Source organism: Chitinophaga vietnamensis, assembly GCF_902167635.1.
Taxonomy (GTDB): Bacteria; Bacteroidota; Bacteroidia; order Chitinophagales; family Chitinophagaceae; genus Chitinophaga; species Chitinophaga vietnamensis.
Genome location: NZ_CABHMS010000011.1, coordinates 105,205 through 125,195, shown reverse-complemented (window position 1 = coordinate 125,195; position 19,991 = coordinate 105,205). Strand labels below are relative to the sequence as shown.

The following is a 19,991-nucleotide window of genomic DNA, read 5'->3' as shown; positions in this document are numbered from 1 at the left end:
TTTCTGCACTAATCCGCCCCAATTCAATACTTTTGCGCAAAATCTGAAAAGCCTGATGCGGTTTACGAGACACTACCTGCTGATTATAGCATTGCTTTTAATCACCACTGCTGCGCGTGCGCAATTCCTGATGGATATGATTGATACCACTACCGAACTGGGTAAGGGCATGATCGCCATGTATCATAAGTACGACGCCTTGCGGTTTAGCGGCTATATCCAGCCACAGTTCCAGGCTATTTCATCGCGTGGAGCTAAAAGCTATGCTGGTGGCGATTTTGGGCCACAGGCAGACAACCGCTTCACTTTACGCCGCGGCCGTCTGCGCCTGGATTACGAGCGTTACGACAAAAACGATATGCCCCTGGTGCAATTTGCTTTTCAGTTTGATGGAACGGAACGCGGCGTATTCATCCGCGATTTCTACGGCCGTTTCTTTGAAAATAAATTCAACATGTTTTCGCTGGTGGGAGGGATGTTTGCACGGCCTTTCGGGTATGAGGTAAACCTTTCTTCTGCCGATCGTGAAACGCCCGAGCGTGGCCGCATGTCGCAGATATTAATGAAAACAGAACGCGACCTTGGCGCTATGATCTCTTTTGAGCCACGACGGAAAGACCATCCGCTGCGCTTCCTGAAAATAGACGCCGGCTTGTTCAATGGCCAGGGCCTGACGGCCACCAGCGATTTCGACAGTCATAAGGACTTTATCGGCCGTGTGGCCATCAAGCCGGTGCGGCTTAACCGCCAGCAATGGCTGCTATCCGCAGGCGTGTCGGTATTGTATGGCGGCATGCAGCAATTCACGCAGTATATCAACCGTATGGGAACGGTAAACGGCAAACCTGGTTTTGTAATGGATTCAGCAGTAACCAACAATGGCGCCATTGCGCCCCGGCATTACTATGGCGCCGATGTGCAGCTGAAGATCCCCAACGGGCCAGGTAAAGGAAGCACACAGTTCCGGGCGGAATATATCCGTGGCGTACAAACCGCCACTGCGGCCACTTCCGAAACACCCGGCATTATTCCGGTGGATGCGCAGGGCAAGCCGCTGCCGCTTTATATCCGCAATTTTGATGGGGCCTATTTTTATTTTATTCAGAACCTGGCCAGCAACAAACACCAGCTGGTATTGAAATACGACTGGTACGACCCCAACAAGAAAGTGAGTGGTAAAGAGATCGGCGCTCCCGGCTCCGGACTCACGGAAGCGGATATACGATATAATACCTGGGGCCTTGGCTATCTGTATTATGCCAATGAGCACCTCAAGTTCACGGTGTACTATGATTGGGTGAAGAATGAATCCACCTCCCTCGCCGGCTTTGAGAAAGACCTGAGAGATAATGTATTCACTTGCAGGATGCAATACCGTTTTTAGTGCGGGCTATTCGCGGCCTGATTCCATGGTGAAACCGAAGGTGCTGCCTATTTCCGGCTTGCTGCGTACGGTGATGGACTGGTCATGCGCTTCCACGATATGCTTAACGATGGCGAGGCCCAGGCCGGTACCGCCAATGTCGCGGCTGCGGGCACGGTCTGTCCGGTAGAAACGCTCAAACACACGCGGCAGGTGCTCTTCCGCCATACCGATACCATCGTCGGAAATCTCTACCAGCACACGTTTGCCGTCCATGCTGTAAATGCTGGCGATGGTATGGCCATCCGGTTTGCCGTATTTGATGGAGTTATCTACCAGGTTGATGAGCACCTGGCGTATCTTTTCTTTGTCGGCCAGCACTTGTACCGGCGCTTCGCAACCCTTTTTGATACTGAATTTGATGCCTTTGGTATTGGCTTTCAGGGAGAGGGTATCAAATACATCTTTGATCAGGTCCTGGATCACGAACACTTCGCTGTTGATCGTCATTTCACCGCTTTCGAGTTTGGATATTTCATCGAGGTCATCGATGAGACGGCAAAGGCGGTCGATATTTTTAGTGGCGTTTTTCAGGAATTGTTTGTTCACGTTAGGATCTTCGAGTGCGCCATCGAGCAGCGTATGAATATAGCCCTGTACCGCGAAGATGGGCGTTTTCAGCTCATGGGAGAGGTTGAGCAGGAACTCCTTACGGAACTCTTCGTTGCGCCGGAGGTTTTCCAGTTCTTCTTTTTTCTGGCTGGCCCATTTCTCCACATCTTCACTTACTTCTTCAATCGTTTTCAGAGGAAGAATATTTTTGTTGAAAAATTCTTCTCTTTTAGATGCTTTGGTCTGGTAGATAAATTTGTAGATCAGTTTGATCTTCCGGTAGATGAAGTTCTGTAACGTATAGAGATAAAGGTAGTAGGATACCAGGAAAGTAAGGATGAATGCGCCCAGTACCACCTTCCAGTTACCTACAGTGAACCATGTGCCCAATGCTATTACAGCAGATAAGATCAGCGCTGTGAATCCCGCCAGTTTCTGTGGCGACAGGTTTTTAGTCTTGAACATACTCCAAAGTGAGTAATTATTGTAATAGTGGGAAATTACTGTAAATTTTTTACTTGCCATAAAAAAGCCGGTGACTAGCAGCAAAGCGCTGTCAGCCCAAATGGTTTTGGTGAATGGAAGATGATGTGCGAAGGGTTTCCGGGGGCGGATTACATTTCGAATTTGTAACCTACGCCTTTCACAGTGGTGATCAGGTCAATACCGATCTTCTGGCGGATCTTGCGGATATGTACATCAATGGTACGGTCGCCTACGATTACTTCGGTGCCCCATACCTGGTTCAATATTTCATTGCGCAGGAACACGCGGCCTGGTTTGGAAGCGAGCAGCTGCAACAATTCAAATTCTTTTTTCGCGAGAATGATCTCCTGGCCTTTGTAGGTCACGGTGAATTTCTCGCGGTCTATGATCAGGTCGCCGAGGTGCACCTGCATTTCTTCCGGTTTGTGCAAACGGCGGAACAGCGCATTGATGCGGCTTACCAGCAATTTAGGTTTGATAGGTTTGGCGATATAGTCATCGGCGCCCATGTTAAGGCCGTCGATCTCTGATTTTTCATCATTGAGCGCTGTAAGGAACAGGACCATGGTGTCCTTGAACTCGGGGATCTTCCTGATCTCACGGCAGGTATCGATACCGTTTTTATTGGGCATCATGATATCCAGCATGATCAGGTCGGGCCTGAAGATCTTTGCTTTCTGGATAGCCTCGCTGCCGTCTTTGGCGGTTACCGTGTCGTAACCTGCTGTTTTGAGATTGTAGCTGATAATCTCAAGAATGTCCAACTCATCATCTACCACCAGAATTTTTCCTGCAACCGCTTGGTCTACCATAAAAATTTTCTTTTAAAAAGACGGCACAAAATTATAAAGCCATCCTCGTGATTAATGGAAACTTAACATTATGAAATTGTTAATTCAGTACTAGTCTTGATTCCATTGACTGGCAGCAAGTTACGCTAAAAATAAAATGCAGGGAATATATGCATTATTCCTTATCCGTACCCTTCTGATTGCTATGGCGAAGATGTTGGGACAAGGTGTTGGTCAATTGGTTCAGCATTTCCATCTGCGCTTGTTGCCATTCGAGCGTATCTTGTTGCTGGCGGATGATCAGGTGGTCGATCTTTTCATGCAGGATGCGCACTTCCAGCTCTGATTTGAGATTGATCATATAGTCTTTCTTGGCGCGCCTGCGGTCTTTATCTTCCTGGCGGTTCTGGCTCATCATGATCACCGGCGCCTGCAAGGCCGCCAGGCAAGAGAGAATAAGATTGAGCAGGATGAAAGGATAGGGGTCGAAGCCTTTGTTGGCCAGCCACATGATATTGAGGGCCATCCACACGATGATGAAGCCGACAAAGATGATGATAAAGCGCCAGCTGCCGCCGAAATCAGCGATCTTGTCGGCCAGCCGCTCGCCATAAGAGAGGTGATCTTCCTGTTCTTCGCCGAGTTTGTCGGTAAGGGTTTCATGATCCCTCAGCTTCTCCATCACTTGTTTCTCCATCTCTGTCAAGTCGCTCATCTCTTTTGAGAAGATGGACTCATAATATTTTTGCCGGTAATGGAGCATCTCGGAAGCCGAGATATGACATTTATGATTGAAGTGCGGATGCTCTTTTTTGATGAGCGCCAACAGGGAAGGGCGTATCCATTTGGCGCTTACTTTTTCTTCTTCCGGAAATTGTTGTCCTGAAACATCACTGGTAAAGGTTTGCATATCGTCTGCATTTTAATGCTGATGAAATTTACATCTTCCATGATTAAATATATTCATGGCTAAAATATATATGTGTTTCAAGCTAGAAAAGAACGAATAAGGCATAATAGCTACCACAGTAATATTTTGGTTGTAAATTTGCTATCAGGTCGGTTGAAAAGTACATTTATAATGAGAAGATTTTTATTCATGTTGCTGCTGCTAGCTTCTCAAAACAGCTGGGTGCATGCACAGAGCAGCCATATCCAGATTCCTATTACGCGACAGGGATTCCACGATAACATCGACAAAGAGCAGGTTGCTGCCGACAAGTTTGATGGGAAAGTTGATGATATGGTGAAAGTATCAGACGACCAGACCACCAATCTGCAAGTGACTAATGCCCTGCTCCGGGATGTAGACAATATGCAGATAGAGATCGAGCGGGACACCGCGCTGGATCACCGTTTGAAGGTGAAATACCTCACAGGCCTCTACCTGATGCTCAAAGACTATAACCAGAAACGCGCCCATCACAAGATAGAGCCGGAAGAAGCCCCTGCTATTGTAAAGGCCTTTCACAACATGATGCGCGCCGACATTAAAGGACAGAGCATCGTTCCTTATATCCAGCATCTCTCCTTCGACGCTTCCGAAAAACTTATCGAAATATTCCGTGAGAACCCCGGCTACAAAGAGGCCAGGGGACAGGTTTTCACCAAATATGCCTTCAATAACCTGGAAACGGTGATGCCTAAACTGAGTTATTACCTGGACAATCCCGGTACCGACTCCATCGTGGCCGCGGTAGCACGCAAGTACCCGAACCAGGTGCTCACCTATGCTACTTCTTATACGCCGATGGCCAATGCCATCAAACGTAACCAGGACCCTATCGTACAGCAGATCGTGCGGATAGGACAATCGCCGCAAAGCACGCGCATCCTGCCTTTCATCGATGAGCTGCTGGCCGGCACCACCACAGTGGAAAAACTGGAAAAGATCGCTGATAGCGACTACGCCTATTACAAGCAGATGGTGAAATCCATGGTGGCGCTGCAAAAAATGAAAGCGCAAGGCCAGACCCCGATAGGCATGAAAGCCATGATGGAAAATATGCAGGCCAAATCACTGCTGTATATCCGCGACGTGAACGATCTCCACGAAGAACCAGCACCAGTGCGCTTCCGCATCGTGAAAGACTTTACGCCTGAAGAATTGTATTACCTGATCATCAACGGTCAGGAAGAATTATATACTTCCAGCTATACAAACCATAACAACGCCGGTTTGTACGACCAGATGATGGCCCGCATGAAACCTCCGCGTGGCGATAGTTTGCTGATGATGGTGAATTTCGACCGTTTCAAGAAATTCATCGCGATGGCAGCGGGTTTCAATACCCTCGATAATTTCCTGAAGTCCATGGCGCCGGAAAACTCCAACTATCTCATGCAGAAATACGTGCAGAACCTGGAGAAGACCGAAGACCTGGAAGATGCGGTGGATGTGGCCAATTCCTTTGGCAGTATCCGCGACGAGAAGCTGCTGGACTTCCTCCGCGAAGAAGTGAGAAAGAACCTGGCTTATGTGAAGAAACATAACGACCGCCGTGGTACGGTGATCTATCAACTGCTCAGCAGTTTGTTTGAAACGGAATCCAGCAAGGAGAACGATTCATCCAAAGCCACGGATATGGCCAGCAAGCTGCAATTGCCGCCGATCAACTATGTGAGCTATAATACGCTCGAAAGCGACAGCGGCCGCATTTATCAGCAGGTATTCTTTTATGGTGATAAAGATGGACAGGAATCTTTCGCGAGCTTCATGACCAACTTCCCGGCCGGAGAATGGAAGGTGGTGAAAAATAAATACTGGGCTACTATCACTTCGCTGAAAGGCAAGCCCACTACCATTTTCGCGAACCTGCCGCTGGACGAGCCTGATGATAAGGACGCTATTTCCCGCCTGTCGGAGTTCCTGGATCAGAGCGATATTCACCCTACCATATTCATCCATCGTGGTCACAGTTACCACGTAAATACGACGCTGGATAACCTGCAAAGTTCTGCGAAGATCGTGGTATTGGGCTCCTGTGGCGGTTATCACAACCTGGCGGTAGTATTGGAGAAATCACCCGAGGCGCACATTATCTCTTCCAAACAGGTAGGTACCCGTTTCGTGAACGAGCCGATCATCCGCAGCCTGGAAGATGTGATCCGCAGTGGTAAAAATGTAGACTGGGTGGCTATGTGGGCGCAGCTGGCAAAAAAATTCGCCGGAGATGCGCGTAACAAGGAGCTTTTCAGCGACTATGTGCCGCCGCATAAAAACCTGGGCGCGATCTTCATCAAGGCTTACAAACAGATCATGAAAGACGAGAAGAAATCGTAATTTCTCGCAAAGCAGCATAAGCAACAAAGCACGCAGAGATATTCTCCGCGTGCTTTGTTGCTTATGCTGCTTTGCGAGAAATTATATCGTATTTTTGTTTACAAACGGAACAACCTTGGAAAATCTGGCGGTTAAGAAAGTATTTGATTTCAGTTTATTACGGCGCATATTCTCCTTTGCAGCACCTTACAGGCGGTCTTTTTACGTTTCCATGTTGTTAACAGTGGTGCTGGCGGTTATCTCGCCCTTGCGCCCTTATCTGATACAGGTTACAGTGGATAAATATATCGCGAACCAGGTGATGCGCATGCTGGTGATCGTGACAGTTGTACAGATATTATTGCTGTTGCTGGAAACCATTGTAAGGTTCTTCTTCTCTTACCTGACCAACTGGCTGGGACAGTCGGTGGTAAAGGATCTGCGCGTAACGGTCTACAAAAAGATCGTGCACCTGAACCTGGCCTTCTTCGATAAAACACCCATTGGTACACTTACTACGCGTACCATCAACGATATTGAAGCGATCAACGATGTATTTTCCGAAGGGATCATTTCCATTGTGGCGGATCTGTTGATGATCGTGGCCATATTGGTGGTGATGTTTATGGAAGACTGGCGGCTGACGCTGATCAGTTTGTCGCCCTTCCCGATATTGATCTTTGCTACCTATGTGTTCAAGGAAAGTGTGAACAAATCTTTTTACCGCGTGCGCAATGCGGTGGCGGCGCTGAATGCGTTTGTACAGGAGCATATCACTGGTATGGTGGTGGTGCAGGCGTTCACTTCCGAGAAGCGCGAGTTTGCGCGGTTCAAGCATATCAACAGGGAGCACCGCAAAGCCAATATAGACGCCATTTTTGCGTACTCTGTATTTTTCCCGGTAGTGGAAATCATCCTGGCTATCTCGCTGGGGCTGATGGTATGGTGGGGTTCCAATAAGGTGCTGAACTATGAGGTAACGCAGGGAGTGATGATCGCTTTCATCATGTACCTGAACATGCTGTTCCGTCCGCTGCGGATGATGGCGGACAAGTTCAATACCCTGCAAATGGGCATGGTGGCCAGCGACCGTGTGTTCAAGGTGCTGGATAACGAGGACTATATTGCGGATAAAGGCACCCGTTCTGCCGATGGCATGAAAGGGGCGATCACGTTTGATCATGTGTCATTTGCGTATGTGGAAGACCGTTATGTGCTCAAGGATATTAATTTCCATGCGGCGCCGGGCGATACGGTGGCGATCGTGGGGCATACTGGTTCTGGTAAAACCACGATCATCAGTATCCTGAATCGTTTATACGAGATACAGCAGGGTAGTATCAAGATAGATGGCGTGAGCCTGCCTGATTACTCCCTGCATGCGCTCCGGAGCAAGATCGGGGTGGTATTGCAGGATGTGTTCCTGTTTTCCGGTTCTATTTACGACAATATCACTTTGCATAATGCGGCGATTTCGAGGCAACAGGTGGAGGATGCGGCGCGGCTGATCGGTATTCATGATTTCATTATGCAATTGCCGGGCGGCTACGATTACCAGGTGATGGAGCGTGGCAGTACTTTATCGCTGGGGCAGCGGCAGCTGATCTCTTTTGTGCGGGCTTTGTTGTACGATCCGTCTATCCTGATTCTGGACGAGGCTACATCGTCTGTAGATACCGAGTCAGAGATGTTGATCCAGCGGGCAATTGACAAGTTGATTGCGGGGCGTACGGCGATTATCATTGCGCATCGTTTGTCGACGATCAGTAAGGCAGACAAGATCATTGTGCTGGATAAGGGGGAGATCAAGGAGATGGGTACGCACGAGGAGTTGTTGAAGCTGGAAGGATTTTACTACAAGCTGCACAGTATGCAGTTTAACGCGACGAAGGTGTAGTTGATGATTTTTTTTAATAAGATTACCGATAGATCAATGTGTGATTTTTACACTATCCTTTGTTAAAAAACAGCATATATTAAAGAATATTTTCAGGTACTAAATCTCTTCCTAAGTGCTTGTTTATCAATATAGTTAAAACTTCCCACCATATTTTTTCATAGTCGCTGAATTTTTGAGATAAAAACGTTTATCTTTGCGCAAAATTTCAGAAAACGGTGATTTCTTTCAGTCAGTTCAAACATAGAATGGTAGCACTTGTGATGGTTTTAGGCCTTCACGGTTTTGGTAATTTTTCTTTTGCAGAAGAGGCGCATCCGGCCACGACAGAACACGTTGCTGATGCCGCTGCTCATGGAGAGGAAGCCGAGCCAAAGAAATTTGATGCTAAGGAAGTAATTCTCGGACACGTAAAGGATGCGCATGACTGGCACCTGCTGAGCATTGGTGAAACGCATGTGACTATGCCTTTACCTGTAATTATATATAATCCTGCACGTGGTACATCTGTATTCATGTCATCTGCTTTCCATCATGGTCATGCAGCGCATGATGGTTATCGTCTGGTGAATGCGCACTATCTGCATGAGAAAGGACTGGACCCTGCCAAATACATGGATGGCCAGGTGATTGCTGTGGATGCCAATGATAATCCCACCGGTGAAAAGATCTACGATCTTTCTATGACTAAAAATATTACGTCTATGCTGATCGCAGCGATCTTGTTGGTTGTGATCATGCTGAGCGTAGCGAAAGCATACAAGACCCGTGGTTCCAAGATGGCGCCCAAAGGCTTCCAGAGCCTGATGGAGCCGGTGATTATCTTTATGCGTGACGAAGTAGTGAAGCCTAACATTCCTGGCAAGCACTATGAAAGATACACGCCTTTTATTCTGACGATCTTCTTCTTTATTCTTATCAATAACCTGTTGGGTCTGTTACCAGGTTCTGCCAACGTAACCGGTAACCTGGCGGTAACGGCGGCACTGGCTATTATCAGCTTTATCGCTATTCTGATCAGTTCCAACAAACATTTCTGGGCTCACATCTTCAATCCTCCTGTACCTTTCGGTGTGAAGCTGATCCTGGCGCCGGTTGAGCTGATCGGTGTATTCACCAAGCCGGTATCCCTGATGATCCGATTGTTTGCCAACATCCTGGCGGGTCACATTATCATTCTGAGTATTATCTCCCTGGTATTTATATTTGGTTCTCTGAACAAGGTAGCTGGTTACGGCTTCCTGCCTATCACGATCCTCTTCAACATTGTAATGATGATGCTGGAGTTACTGGTAGCGTTTATCCAGGCGTTCATCTTCGCTAACCTGACCGCAGTGTTTATTGGTCAGGCCATGGAAGGCGGACATGATGATCATCACTAATTAGGAAACTTTTTTAAATACAAATACATATTCATTATGGCACTTTTGACTGTTTTATTGCAGGCTGCTGCTGCATCTGGTTTAGCTAAAGCTGGTGGTGCTGTTGGTGCTGGTATCGCTGCTATCGCAGCTGGTATCGGTGTAGGTAACATCGGTAAAAGCGCTCTGGAGTCTATCGCTCGTCAACCAGAAGCTGCTAACGACATCCGTGCAAACATGATCCTGGCTGCTGCGCTGGTAGAGGGTGTTGCTCTCTTCGGTGTAATCGCTGGTCTGTTGGCGGTAGTTCTGTAAGCCAAACTTCTTACTGCATCCTGCGCACAGGGCAAGGGATGCAGTAATTTCATTTAGATATTCCGGGATTTATCTTGATATTTACTTCCGGTATACTAAACGAAAATTTAAAAATGACTAAATAACCAAATAATAAAATCCTCTTTATATGGATCTGTTGCAGCCCGCATTAGGCTTGTTTCTTATTTCGTTTCTGATCTTTATCATCGTATTCCTGATCCTGAAAAAGTTCGCCTGGAAACCGATCCTGGCCACTTTGAAAGAGAGAGAAGGTTCCATTGCTGACTCTATTGCTTCTGCTGAGAGAGTGAAAGAAGAGATGGCGCAGATGAAAGCAGAGCATGAGCATGTACTGGCTGAAGCCAAAGCAGAAAGAAGCAAGATCCTGAAAGAAGCAAAAGACGCTAAAGATCAGATCATCGCGGAAGCCAAAACGCAGGCGCAGGCAGAAGCGAAGAAGATCATTGCTGAAGCTTACACCGCTATCGAGAACCAGAAAATGGCTGCGTTAACGGATGTAAAAAACCAGGTAGGTAACCTCGTGATCGAAGTAGCAGAGAAAGTGCTGAGAAGAGAACTGGCTGATAAAACAGCACAGGAAGGTTACGTTAAACAACTGGCAGAAGAAATTAAACTGAACTAAGAAGTTAGCTATATGCAGAATCCCCGTTTAGCATCCCGGTATGCAAAATCATTGATAGACCTGGTTCAGGAAAAGAACCAGCTGGAAGAGGTGCATAACGATATGCTGTTTTTACAACAGGTGATGAAGTCCAACAGAGACGTGGTGAACCTGCTGAAAAGCCCGATCATCAAGGCTGACAAGAAACAGAAGATACTCGCCGCTATCCTGGGTAGCCGTGTAAGCGGTACTACCACCGCTTTTGTAAACCTGCTGGTAAACAAAGGCCGTGAAAGCAACCTGCCCGAAATCGCTACTGAATTTTCCCGTCAGTACGATGTACTGAAGAATATCAGCAAAGTGAAAATCACTACTGCGGTGCCGCTGGATGAAGCCACCCTGGAAGTGATCCGGCAGAAAGTAGCCGCTGGTTCTGATCAGCAGATCAGGCTGGAAACCGCGGTAAATGCAGACCTGATCGGCGGTTTCGTACTTGAAGCTTCAGACAACCTGTATGATGCTTCTGTGCTTCGTGATCTGAAAGACATCAAACAACAATTCAACAAGAACATTTACGTATCCCAGATACGTTAAACATACAGCAGCCGCTGCGTACACGCAAAGCTGTTGTCGTTATTCAATTTTATCTAACGACTCTTTTTAAAAAGCATAATTATGGTTGATATTAAACCTGATGAAATTTCGGCGATATTACGCCAGCAGTTAAGCAACTTCAATGCTGCTGCCGACCTCGAAGAGGTAGGTACAGTACTGAACGTGGGTGATGGTATCGCCCGCATTTACGGTTTGGGCAATGTAGGTTATGGTGAGCTGGTAGAGTTTGAGAATGGTGTAAAAGCGATCGCCCTCAACCTGGAAGAAGACAACGTAGGTGTGGTATTGATGGGTGAATCAACAGGTATTAAAGAAGGTGATAAAGTACGTCGTACCAAAAAGATCGCATCTATCAACGTAGGTGAAGGCATGGTAGGTCGTGTGATCAATACACTGGGTGAGCCGATCGACGGTAAAGGCCCTATCACTGGCGAACTGTATGAAATGCCGCTGGAGCGTAAAGCGCCGGGCGTTCTGTTCCGCGAACCAGTAAAAGAACCACTGCAAACAGGCGTGAAAGCGATCGATGCAATGATCCCTATCGGCCGTGGCCAGCGTGAGCTGGTGATCGGTGACCGTCAGACCGGTAAAACCGCGATCTGTATCGACACCATCATCAACCAGAAAGAATTTTTTGACGCAGGTAAACCTGTATACTGTATATATGTAGCGATTGGTCAGAAAGCGTCTACCGTTGCCGGTGTAATGAAAACATTACAGGAAGCAGGTGCAATGGCTTATACTACCATCGTTGCCGCTTCTGCCTCTGAACCAGCTCCTCTGCAGTTCTACGCGCCATTTGCCGGCGCGGCTATCGGTGAGTTCTTCCGCGACAGCGGCCGTCCTGCACTGATCGTGTATGATGATCTGTCTAAACAGGCAGTTGCTTACCGTGAGGTATCCCTGCTGCTGAAACGTCCTCCCGGCCGTGAAGCATATCCTGGTGACGTATTCTACCTGCATAGCCGTTTGCTCGAGCGTGCCGCGAAGATCATCAACAAAGACGAGATCGCGAAACAGATGAACGACCTGCCAGAGTCTATCAAACACCTGGTAAAAGGTGGTGGCTCACTCACTGCATTGCCGATCATCGAAACCCAGGCTGGTGACGTATCTGCTTACATTCCTACCAACGTGATCTCCATTACCGATGGTCAGATCTTCTTGGAAGGTAACCTGTTCAACGCAGGTATCCGCCCGGCGATCAACGTAGGTATCTCTGTAAGCCGTGTGGGTGGTAACGCGCAGATCAAATCCATGAAGAAAGTATCTGGTACCCTGAAACTGGACCAGGCACAATACCGTGAGATGGAAGCGTTCTCCAAATTCGGTGGCGACCTCGATGCGGCTACCAAAGCGGTAATCGACAAAGGCGCCCGTAACGTGGAAATCCTGAAACAAGCACAGTTCAATCCGTTCCCGGTAGAAAAACAGATAGCGATGATCTACATCGGTACCAACGGTTTGCTCCGCGATATCCCTGTTAAACAAGTGCGCGCATTCGAAGAAGCCTTCCTGAACGAAATGGAAGTGCGCCTGCCGGATGTACTCACTGAATTCAAGAAAGGTAACCTGCCAGATGATGGTATCAAGAAAATGGTTACGCTTGTGAATGAACTGAAACCAAGATTCGCATAAGCAACAATTGCTGAAAGAATATAAAGGAAGACCTTTACCAGTATTGGTAAAGGTCTTTTTTTTACCCTTGATTTGCCGTTGATCTTTTAAATTTGGTTTATAATATAAACTAGTTTACATTTGTTCAATTATCCTTATTTCGTATGTGGAAGCTCAACCTCTATCTCGCAATATTTCTCTGTTTACCTGTATGGTTATTGGCCCAGGCCAGGATCAGCGGTAAAGTCACAGATAATAAGAAACGCGCCCTGCCGGGTGTGAACATCTCCATAAAAGGCACTTATGATGGCGCCACCTCCGCAGCGGATGGCACTTTTTCCTTCACCACCACTGCCAAAGGCGACCAGGTGCTGGCAGCAACCCTCAACGGCTATCAGCCGCTGGAGCTGAAAGTAAGCACCGTAGGAGATCAGCAGGTAAACATTGTAATGAAAGATGCCGTGAACGCATTGCGGGTGGTAACTATTTCTGCGGGCAGCTTTGAAGCCAGTGATGAAAAGAAGAACACCGTACTGAAACCACTGGATATTGTGACTACGGCAGGTGCTGGCGCCGATATTGTGAATGCCATCAAAACCTTGCCAGGAGCGCAACAGACCAACGACCGCGAAGGCCTCTTTGTGCGCGGCGGCACCGGCTACGAAACACAAACACTCATCGATGGTATGCTGGTCAGGAATCCTTTCTATAGCAGCCTGCCTGATATCCCCGGCCGTGGCCGTTTTTCACCCTTCCTCTTCAAAGGTACTACCTTCAGCAGCGGCGGCTATTCCGCACAATACGGACAGGCGCTGTCATCTGCCCTGATCCTCGAATCGATAGACCTGCCGGAGCGCTCTTCTTCCAGTGTAGGCGTTTCCGTTATAGGCGCAAACGCCGGCATAGATAATCTTTCAAAAGACAAGAAAACATCTTACGGCGTAGAGGCGGATTATACCAACCTGGCGCCTTATTTCGATGTGGTGAAACCCAAGCAGCAAGTGAATCTTGGCCCGGAGATCATCGGCGCCTCCGCGAACTTCCGCCATAAAACATCGGCCACCGGCATGCTGAAATTCTATGGCTATGGCAACTGGAGCAAGATGGGCTTCCAGAACCCGAGCATCGAATATCCCGGCTATGAAGAATCTTTCAAACTTCGTAACAATAACGCCTATACGAACCTCACCTGGCGGGAAAGCCTGGGCAATGGCTGGCGTGTGGACCTGGGCGCGTCTTACAGCACCAATACTGATAATATCAAGGCGGATACTTTACAGAAGAACCCTGCGCCTACCAGCATCATCGTACGTTCAGACCTCAGTCAGCTGCGCGCCATGTTCACCAAAAACCTCGGACAGTTCTCCCAGCTGCGCTTCGGCGGCGAATACCAGTATGCAATAGAAAAATCAGCCTTCAACAGCCGGCAGGCGAACTATGTGGATAATTACACCGCCGCTTTCGCTGAAACAGATGTGTACTTCACACCCAGCTTTGTAGGGCGTGTGGGCGGCAGGGCAGAATACGCTTCTGTATTGGGTAAAATGAATTTCGCACCGCGCGTATCACTCGCTTATAAAGTGGATAACTACAGCCAGTTTTCCGTTGCCTATGGTGATTACTACCAGAAGCCCGAGCCACAGTATATCCGGCTTAATAACGGTCTTGGCTATATGAAAGCTACACATTACATCGCTACTTACCAGCGTGTGGCGCCCTTCTATACATTCCGCATTGAAGCCTTTTACAAACAGTACCATGATCTCGTAAAAACAGTACCTGATTACAACAATAACGGTGACGGCTATGCGAAAGGCATTGAATTGTTCTGGCGCGACCGCAAAACTTTCAAGAATGTGGATTATTGGGTATCCTATTCTTATCTCGATACCAAACGCGATTACCTGAACTATCCGTTCCGTGTAATGCCCGACTTCGCCGCCAATCATACGGCCAGCCTGGTGTACAAGCATTTCTTCCCGAAAATTTCTACTAACCTCGGGGCTACTTATACATTTGCCACCGGCAGGCCGTACTATAATCCCAATCTGCCGCAGGACAAATTCATGTCTGAAAAAACGATCGATTATAATGCGCTGGGTTTGAGTGCCAGCTACCTGACCAGCATCCGTAAGGCATTCACCATATTTGTGTTATCGGTAAGCAATGTGTTGGGCAACAAGCAGGTATTTGGTTATCACTATTCAACAGATGGTTTGCGCAGAAGTGAGATAACGCCCAACGTGCCCAGGTTTGTGTATATCGGCATGTTCATGAATTTTGGTATAGACAGAAGACAAGACGTGATCAACAATCTTTAATTCCCAAAAAATCCAATTATATGAAACGTATCATTTTATCTTTATTATGCATTGGTGGCCTGTATTCCGCTACCATGGCGCAAAGTGCCCAATATCAGGATGCAATGGCAAAGCAAACTTCTGACCTCGATAGCAGCAGTACCTTCACGCCTGCCAACCTGCAACAGAAAGCCAACACCTTTGAACGCATTGGCGAGGCCGAGAAAACACAGTGGCTGCCTTATTACTATGCCAGCTATTGCGAAGTGATGCTGGCCTTTATGCAATCCGATAAAACCAAGGTAGACGGACTGGCAGACCAGGCAGAACAGAACCTTGATAAGGCGGAAACTTTGAGCCCGAAAAATTCTGAAATTACTTGCATCCGCTCGCTGGTGGCATCTGCGCGCCTGACTGTTGACCCGATGACCCGTGGCATGAAATACGGGCCCCTCGCAGGTTCGCTGCTGGAGCAAGCCAAACAGCTCGATCCTGAAAACCCGCGTGTATACGTGTTGCAGGGACAGTCGCTGCTGTTTACACCCGAGCAATTCGGTGGCAGCAAATCACAAGCGAAAACAACTTTGGAACTGGCTTTACAGAAATTTGCGGCCTTCAAACCAGCATCAGCTATACATCCGCACTGGGGCGAGCCTTATGCGAAAGGGCTCTTGCGCAGGGCACAATAATTTTTTATTAATTTGTTCCCGCAAAGCAGCATAAGGAGCAAAGCAGCAAAGACGCGCTTCGCGCGTAAGAAAATAATGTGATCATCTGCGCGAAGCGCGTCTTTGCTGCTTTGCTCCTTACGCCGCTTTGCGAGCACTTAAATATCAACAGCATGGATTTTAAAGAGCTTGACCCGGTATTACATTCACAGTTGCGCCTGGCGATCATGTCGGTATTGGTTAGTGAGAAAGAAGCAGAGTTCACGTATCTGAAAGAGCAAACCAATGCGACCGCTGGCAATCTGAGTGTGCAGATCAATAAGCTGCGTGATGCAGCTTACATAGAAGTGGTGAAGCAATTTAAAGACAATTACCCGCGGACCATTTGCAAAATAACGCCCACAGGCAAGAAAGCCTTTGAGAATTATATAGATTCTATCCAGTCTTACTTCAGGCCCGGCCGGGCTAAGAACTGATGCCTTATTCGGAGGCCAGTTCTGTTTTCTTCAGGGGATTTTTAGTGTTCTCTGCGTAGCGTTCACGTTGGTGCAGGATGTCCAGGCAGCTGAAGATGGCTTGCCGGAATGAATTGGCATCCGCTACGTTTTTACCTGCGATATCGAATGCAGTACCGTGATCGGGAGATGTTCTGACGATCGGGAGTCCTGCCGTAAAGTTGATACCTTCGCCGTTGGCGAGTGATTTGAAAGGGATCAGGCCCTGATCGTGGTACATGGCGAGTACGCCATCGAACTGGCGATACATTTCACGGGCAAAGAAGGCGTCGGCGCTGTAGGGGCCGAAAGTGAGGATGCCATTATTTTTAGCCTGCTTGATGGCAGGGATGATCTGGTCTATTTCTTCAGAGCCTATCAGGCCATCGTCGCCGGCGTGCGGGTTGAGCCCCAGTACTGCGATACGTGGTTTGTCGATCCCGAAATCCTTTATCAGGCTCTCTTTCATGAGTTGCAGCTTCGACAGGATATTATCCTTGGTAACATATTTCGCGATCTCTGCTACCGGTACATGTTCGGTGAGCAGGCCCACGCGCATGTTGTCGGCTGTCATGAACATGAGCACCTCCCTGGCATTGAAAGCCGCTTTGAGGTAGGGCGTGTGGCCGGTATAGTTGAATTGTTCGCTTTGTACGTTATTCTTGTGGATAGGGGCTGTAACGAGGCCTTGCACATGACCGTCTTTCAGGCACTGGATAGCTGTTTCCAGCGCGCGGGCAGCGTATTTGCCGCCTGCTTCGTTGAGTACTCCCGGTGTGATCTGCACCTCTTCTTCCCAGCAATTGAAAACGTTTACCTGCTTGTGATTCAGGCGGGTAAAGTCTTTGATGGACTGGTAGTTGAAGTTATTCTCATTCATCAGCTTGCGGTAAAAGTTGATGGTCTTGTTAGACGCAAAGATCACAGGCGTACAGAATTCCATCATCCTGCCATCCAGGAAGGTTTTGATGATGATCTCTGCGCCAATACTGTTGATATCACCAATGGTGATGCCTATAACCGGTTTGTTGATGTGTGGAGTACTCATATGTAGCAAAGATAAGAGAGAATTTACGGATTTGAGGATTTTCGAATTTATGGATTTACGGATTTATCCAAATCCATAAATCCGTAAATCCCTAAATCCGTAAATTCTCAAATCCTCAAATCCGTAAATTCTCTCTTATCTTTGCGTTTCGATCATGTATACATTAAAGAAATCACTGGGCCAGCATTTCCTGAAAGATGAGAACATATCCAGGAAAATTGTTGAGTCGTTACCTGTAACAGAAGGCCAGCAGGTGCTGGAAGTGGGTCCCGGCGGGGGCGCCATCACCAAATACCTGTTGGAGCTGCCTGGCATCCATTTCAAGGCCATCGAGCTGGACACCGAAAAGGTGGAATACCTCGAAAAAACCTACCCGGCCATCAAGGGTAAGTTGATCAACGTCAGCATACTGGATGCTCCACTGCCCTTCGAGGGCCCTTTCCGGCTGATCGGCAACTTCCCTTACAATATCTCCACTCAGATCATGTTCAAAGTGCTGGAATGGCGTTCCCATGTGGATATAGTGGTAGGTATGTTCCAGAAGGAAGTGGCACAGCGCATCGCCGCGCCGCATGGTAACAAGGAATATGGTATCCTCAGCGTATTGCTGCAAGCCTATTACAAGATCGAATACCTGTTTGAGGTACACGAAAATTGCTTCAATCCGCCACCCAAGGTAAAATCCGCCGTGATCCGCCTCACCCGCCTGGAACAGCCGGCCGACGTGGCTTCCGAACGCAAGTTCTTCGTCCTCGTAAAAACAGCTTTCAACCAGCGGCGCAAACAGTTGCGCAACCCGCTGAAACCATTATTCAATAAAGAAACCCTGCAGGATCCGATCTTCAGTAAAAGAGCCGAACAGCTTACGGTAGCAGATTTTGCAGCATTATCCCATAAGATGATATGAGCAGGAAAGTATTAATAACAGCCAAGGCACACCCGTATTTAACAGATCAGCTGCAAGCCAATGGATATGAGGTATTGTATCAACCTTCTATTTCTTATGACGAAGTAGCCGCTACCATCAAGGATTGTACCGGTTTGATCGTGACCACCCGCATCCGTGTGGATAAGCATGTGATCGACCAGGCCAGACAGCTGCAATGGATCGGCCGCCTGGGCTCCGGCATGGAGCTGATAGACGTACCTTATGCAGAAAGCAAAGGCATTCACTGTGTGAGCAGCCCTGAAGGCAACCGCGATGCAGTAGGGGAGCAAGCCGTAGGAATGTTGTTGTGCCTGCGTCATAATATTCTAAAAAGCAACCTGGAACTGCGTGCGGGCATATGGGAGCGCGATGGTAACCGGGCATTCGAGCTGGGTGGTAAAACCATTGGTATCATTGGTTACGGTAATACCGGCAGCACCCTCGCGCGCAAGCTCAAAGGTTTTGATATGAAGATCCTTGCGTACGATAAATACAAAAAAGGATTTGGCGATGCCGATGTTACGGAAACCACGCTGGAAGGCATTTTCAGCGAAGCCGACATCGTGAGCCTGCACTTGCCGCTCACTGATGAAACGCTGCACATTGCCAATGAAGCGTTCTTCAATTCCTTCAGCCGGCCATTGGTGTTCATGAATACTGCCAGGGGCAAGCTGGTAAACAATCACGACCTGATCAAGGCACTGCAGAACGGCAACGTGGTAGGCGCCTGCCTGGACGTATTGGAGAACGAAAAACTCGGTTCCTATTCAGCAGAAGATAAAGAACAGCTGGACTTTTTCCTGAAGGCCAGCAATGTGGTGGTGACGCCGCATATCGCCGGTTACTCCCATGAAGCCAGTGTCAAAATGGCGAAGGTAGTACTCGAAAAGCTGAACATCATTTAAGCAGGCAATACCTGTCTGATCCGGATTAAATAGTTGGTTTTCAACTCATCTGATCTGGTAAGGTGTCTTTTTTTCTTTATCCGGAATTTATTATATTTGCAATAATACCAGTTGGCAACGCTTTCATGCAAATGGAGGCGTTGATTTTTTTTCTTATAACCATAAAAACACAGCAGGTTATGTCTGGCATAAACTACATTACCAAAGAAACCCTCGAACAAATGAAGAGCGAACTGAACATGCTTAAAACCAAAGGTCGTTCAGAGATTGCCAAGGCCATTGCAGAAGCAAGGGAAAAGGGTGACTTGAAGGAGAATGCCGAATATGATGCCGCCAAAGAAGCTCAGGGCATGCACGAAGCCAAGATTGCAACGCTGGAAAATGCAATTGCTACTGCACGCATTGTGGAGGCTGATTCCATTGATACTTCCAAAGTTTCCATACTCTGTAAAGTGACCATCACCAATGTGGCCAATAAAAAAACTGTTACCTATCAGCTCGTATCTGAAACAGAAGCAGACCTGAAGGCCGGCAAGATCTCCGTTACTTCTCCCATCGGCAAGGGGCTGTTGGGTAAAACAGTAGGCGATATCGCCGATGTACAGGCGCCGAACGGCAATCTTAAATTCAAGATCGAAAATATTTCCGCGTAAGCGCTAAAATACTTTTCCCGATATTTGCAGGGTTTGCACTTCGTGTAAACCCTT

The 19,991-nt window shown here is 47.8% G+C and carries 18 protein-coding genes; 14 read left to right on the top strand and 4 right to left on the bottom strand.

Annotated features, from left to right (window positions below; translation table 11 throughout):
- Positions 1 to 55 precede the first annotated feature (55 nt).
- Positions 56 to 1,384, top strand: coding sequence for a porin (locus FPG75_RS24730; protein WP_236652893.1), 1,329 nt, complete (start codon positions 56 to 58; stop codon positions 1,382 to 1,384).
- A 6-nt stretch (positions 1,385 to 1,390) separates the two neighbouring features.
- Here FPG75_RS24730 and FPG75_RS24725 read toward each other — a convergent pair whose 3' ends face one another.
- The 3 genes from FPG75_RS24725 to FPG75_RS24715 all read right to left on the bottom strand — a co-directional run bounded on the left by FPG75_RS24725 (position 1,391) and on the right by FPG75_RS24715 (position 4,162).
- Entirely contained in the window at positions 1,391 to 2,440 is a 1,050-nt protein-coding gene (locus FPG75_RS24725) for a sensor histidine kinase (RefSeq protein ID WP_236652892.1), read from the bottom strand.
- A gap of 149 nt (positions 2,441 to 2,589) precedes the next feature.
- A complete protein-coding gene (locus FPG75_RS24720) occupies positions 2,590 to 3,273 on the bottom strand; it encodes a response regulator transcription factor (protein WP_143310723.1) in 684 nt (227 codons plus the stop codon).
- A 154-nt stretch (positions 3,274 to 3,427) separates the two neighbouring features.
- Positions 3,428 to 4,162 carry a DUF1003 domain-containing protein gene (locus tag FPG75_RS24715; protein ID WP_143310722.1) on the bottom strand — a complete coding sequence of 245 codons (735 nt, stop codon included), beginning with the start codon at positions 4,160 to 4,162 and terminating at the stop codon, positions 3,428 to 3,430.
- Between the two features lie 171 nt (positions 4,163 to 4,333).
- Here FPG75_RS24715 and FPG75_RS24710 point away from each other — a divergent pair, with 171 nt between their 5' ends.
- The 10 genes from FPG75_RS24710 to FPG75_RS24665 all read left to right on the top strand — a co-directional run bounded on the left by FPG75_RS24710 (position 4,334) and on the right by FPG75_RS24665 (position 16,385).
- Complete coding sequence (locus tag FPG75_RS24710; RefSeq protein WP_143310721.1) at positions 4,334 to 6,535, top strand: hypothetical protein; 2,202 nt, start codon at positions 4,334 to 4,336, stop codon at positions 6,533 to 6,535.
- 115 nt (positions 6,536 to 6,650) lie between these two features.
- A complete protein-coding gene (locus tag FPG75_RS24705; protein ID WP_143310720.1) occupies positions 6,651 to 8,411 on the top strand; it encodes an ABC transporter ATP-binding protein in 1,761 nt (586 codons plus the stop codon).
- Between the two features lie 248 nt (positions 8,412 to 8,659).
- Positions 8,660 to 9,793, top strand: a complete 1,134-nt coding sequence (gene atpB / locus FPG75_RS24700) for a F0F1 ATP synthase subunit A (RefSeq protein WP_236652891.1) — start codon at positions 8,660 to 8,662, stop codon at positions 9,791 to 9,793.
- A 36-nt stretch (positions 9,794 to 9,829) separates the two neighbouring features.
- A complete protein-coding gene (gene atpE, locus FPG75_RS24695; protein ID WP_078670146.1) occupies positions 9,830 to 10,087 on the top strand; it encodes an ATP synthase F0 subunit C in 258 nt (85 codons plus the stop codon).
- 148 nt (positions 10,088 to 10,235) lie between these two features.
- The gene (gene atpF, locus FPG75_RS24690) at positions 10,236 to 10,730 is read left to right on the top strand and encodes a F0F1 ATP synthase subunit B (protein WP_143310718.1); all 495 of its coding nucleotides are present in this window, start codon (positions 10,236 to 10,238) and stop codon (positions 10,728 to 10,730) included.
- Between the two features lie 12 nt (positions 10,731 to 10,742).
- Positions 10,743 to 11,303 (top strand): ATP synthase F1 subunit delta, encoded by a 561-nt coding sequence (gene atpH / locus FPG75_RS24685; protein WP_143310717.1) that lies wholly within the window; start codon positions 10,743 to 10,745, stop codon positions 11,301 to 11,303.
- An 81-nt stretch (positions 11,304 to 11,384) separates the two neighbouring features.
- Positions 11,385 to 12,962, top strand: coding sequence for a F0F1 ATP synthase subunit alpha (gene atpA / locus FPG75_RS24680; RefSeq protein ID WP_143310716.1), 1,578 nt, complete (start codon positions 11,385 to 11,387; stop codon positions 12,960 to 12,962).
- A gap of 143 nt (positions 12,963 to 13,105) precedes the next feature.
- Positions 13,106 to 15,262: a TonB-dependent receptor gene (locus FPG75_RS24675; RefSeq protein ID WP_143310715.1), complete on the top strand. Its 2,157-nt coding sequence runs from the start codon at positions 13,106 to 13,108 to the stop codon at positions 15,260 to 15,262.
- A gap of 20 nt (positions 15,263 to 15,282) precedes the next feature.
- Complete coding sequence (locus FPG75_RS24670) at positions 15,283 to 15,930, top strand: hypothetical protein (RefSeq protein WP_143310714.1); 648 nt, start codon at positions 15,283 to 15,285, stop codon at positions 15,928 to 15,930.
- A 152-nt stretch (positions 15,931 to 16,082) separates the two neighbouring features.
- Positions 16,083 to 16,385, top strand: coding sequence for a winged helix-turn-helix domain-containing protein (locus tag FPG75_RS24665; protein ID WP_143310713.1), 303 nt, complete (start codon positions 16,083 to 16,085; stop codon positions 16,383 to 16,385).
- A gap of 4 nt (positions 16,386 to 16,389) precedes the next feature.
- Here FPG75_RS24665 and pdxA read toward each other — a convergent pair whose 3' ends face one another.
- Positions 16,390 to 17,451 (bottom strand): 4-hydroxythreonine-4-phosphate dehydrogenase PdxA, encoded by a 1,062-nt coding sequence (gene pdxA / locus FPG75_RS24660; protein ID WP_143310712.1) that lies wholly within the window; start codon positions 17,449 to 17,451, stop codon positions 16,390 to 16,392.
- Positions 17,452 to 17,605: 154 nt separating this feature from the next.
- On the opposite strand from pdxA, the gene rsmA reads away from it, so the two are divergent.
- The 3 genes from rsmA to greA all read left to right on the top strand — a co-directional run bounded on the left by rsmA (position 17,606) and on the right by greA (position 19,937).
- The gene (gene rsmA / locus FPG75_RS24655; RefSeq protein ID WP_143310711.1) at positions 17,606 to 18,358 is read left to right on the top strand and encodes a 16S rRNA (adenine(1518)-N(6)/adenine(1519)-N(6))-dimethyltransferase RsmA; all 753 of its coding nucleotides are present in this window, start codon (positions 17,606 to 17,608) and stop codon (positions 18,356 to 18,358) included.
- Complete coding sequence (locus FPG75_RS24650; protein WP_143310710.1) at positions 18,355 to 19,284, top strand: NAD(P)-dependent oxidoreductase; 930 nt, start codon at positions 18,355 to 18,357, stop codon at positions 19,282 to 19,284. Before rsmA ends, FPG75_RS24650 begins: the two co-directional genes overlap by 4 nt.
- 179 nt (positions 19,285 to 19,463) lie before the next feature.
- Positions 19,464 to 19,937, top strand: coding sequence for a transcription elongation factor GreA (gene greA, locus FPG75_RS24645; RefSeq protein WP_143310709.1), 474 nt, complete (start codon positions 19,464 to 19,466; stop codon positions 19,935 to 19,937).
- Positions 19,938 to 19,991 lie beyond the last annotated feature (54 nt).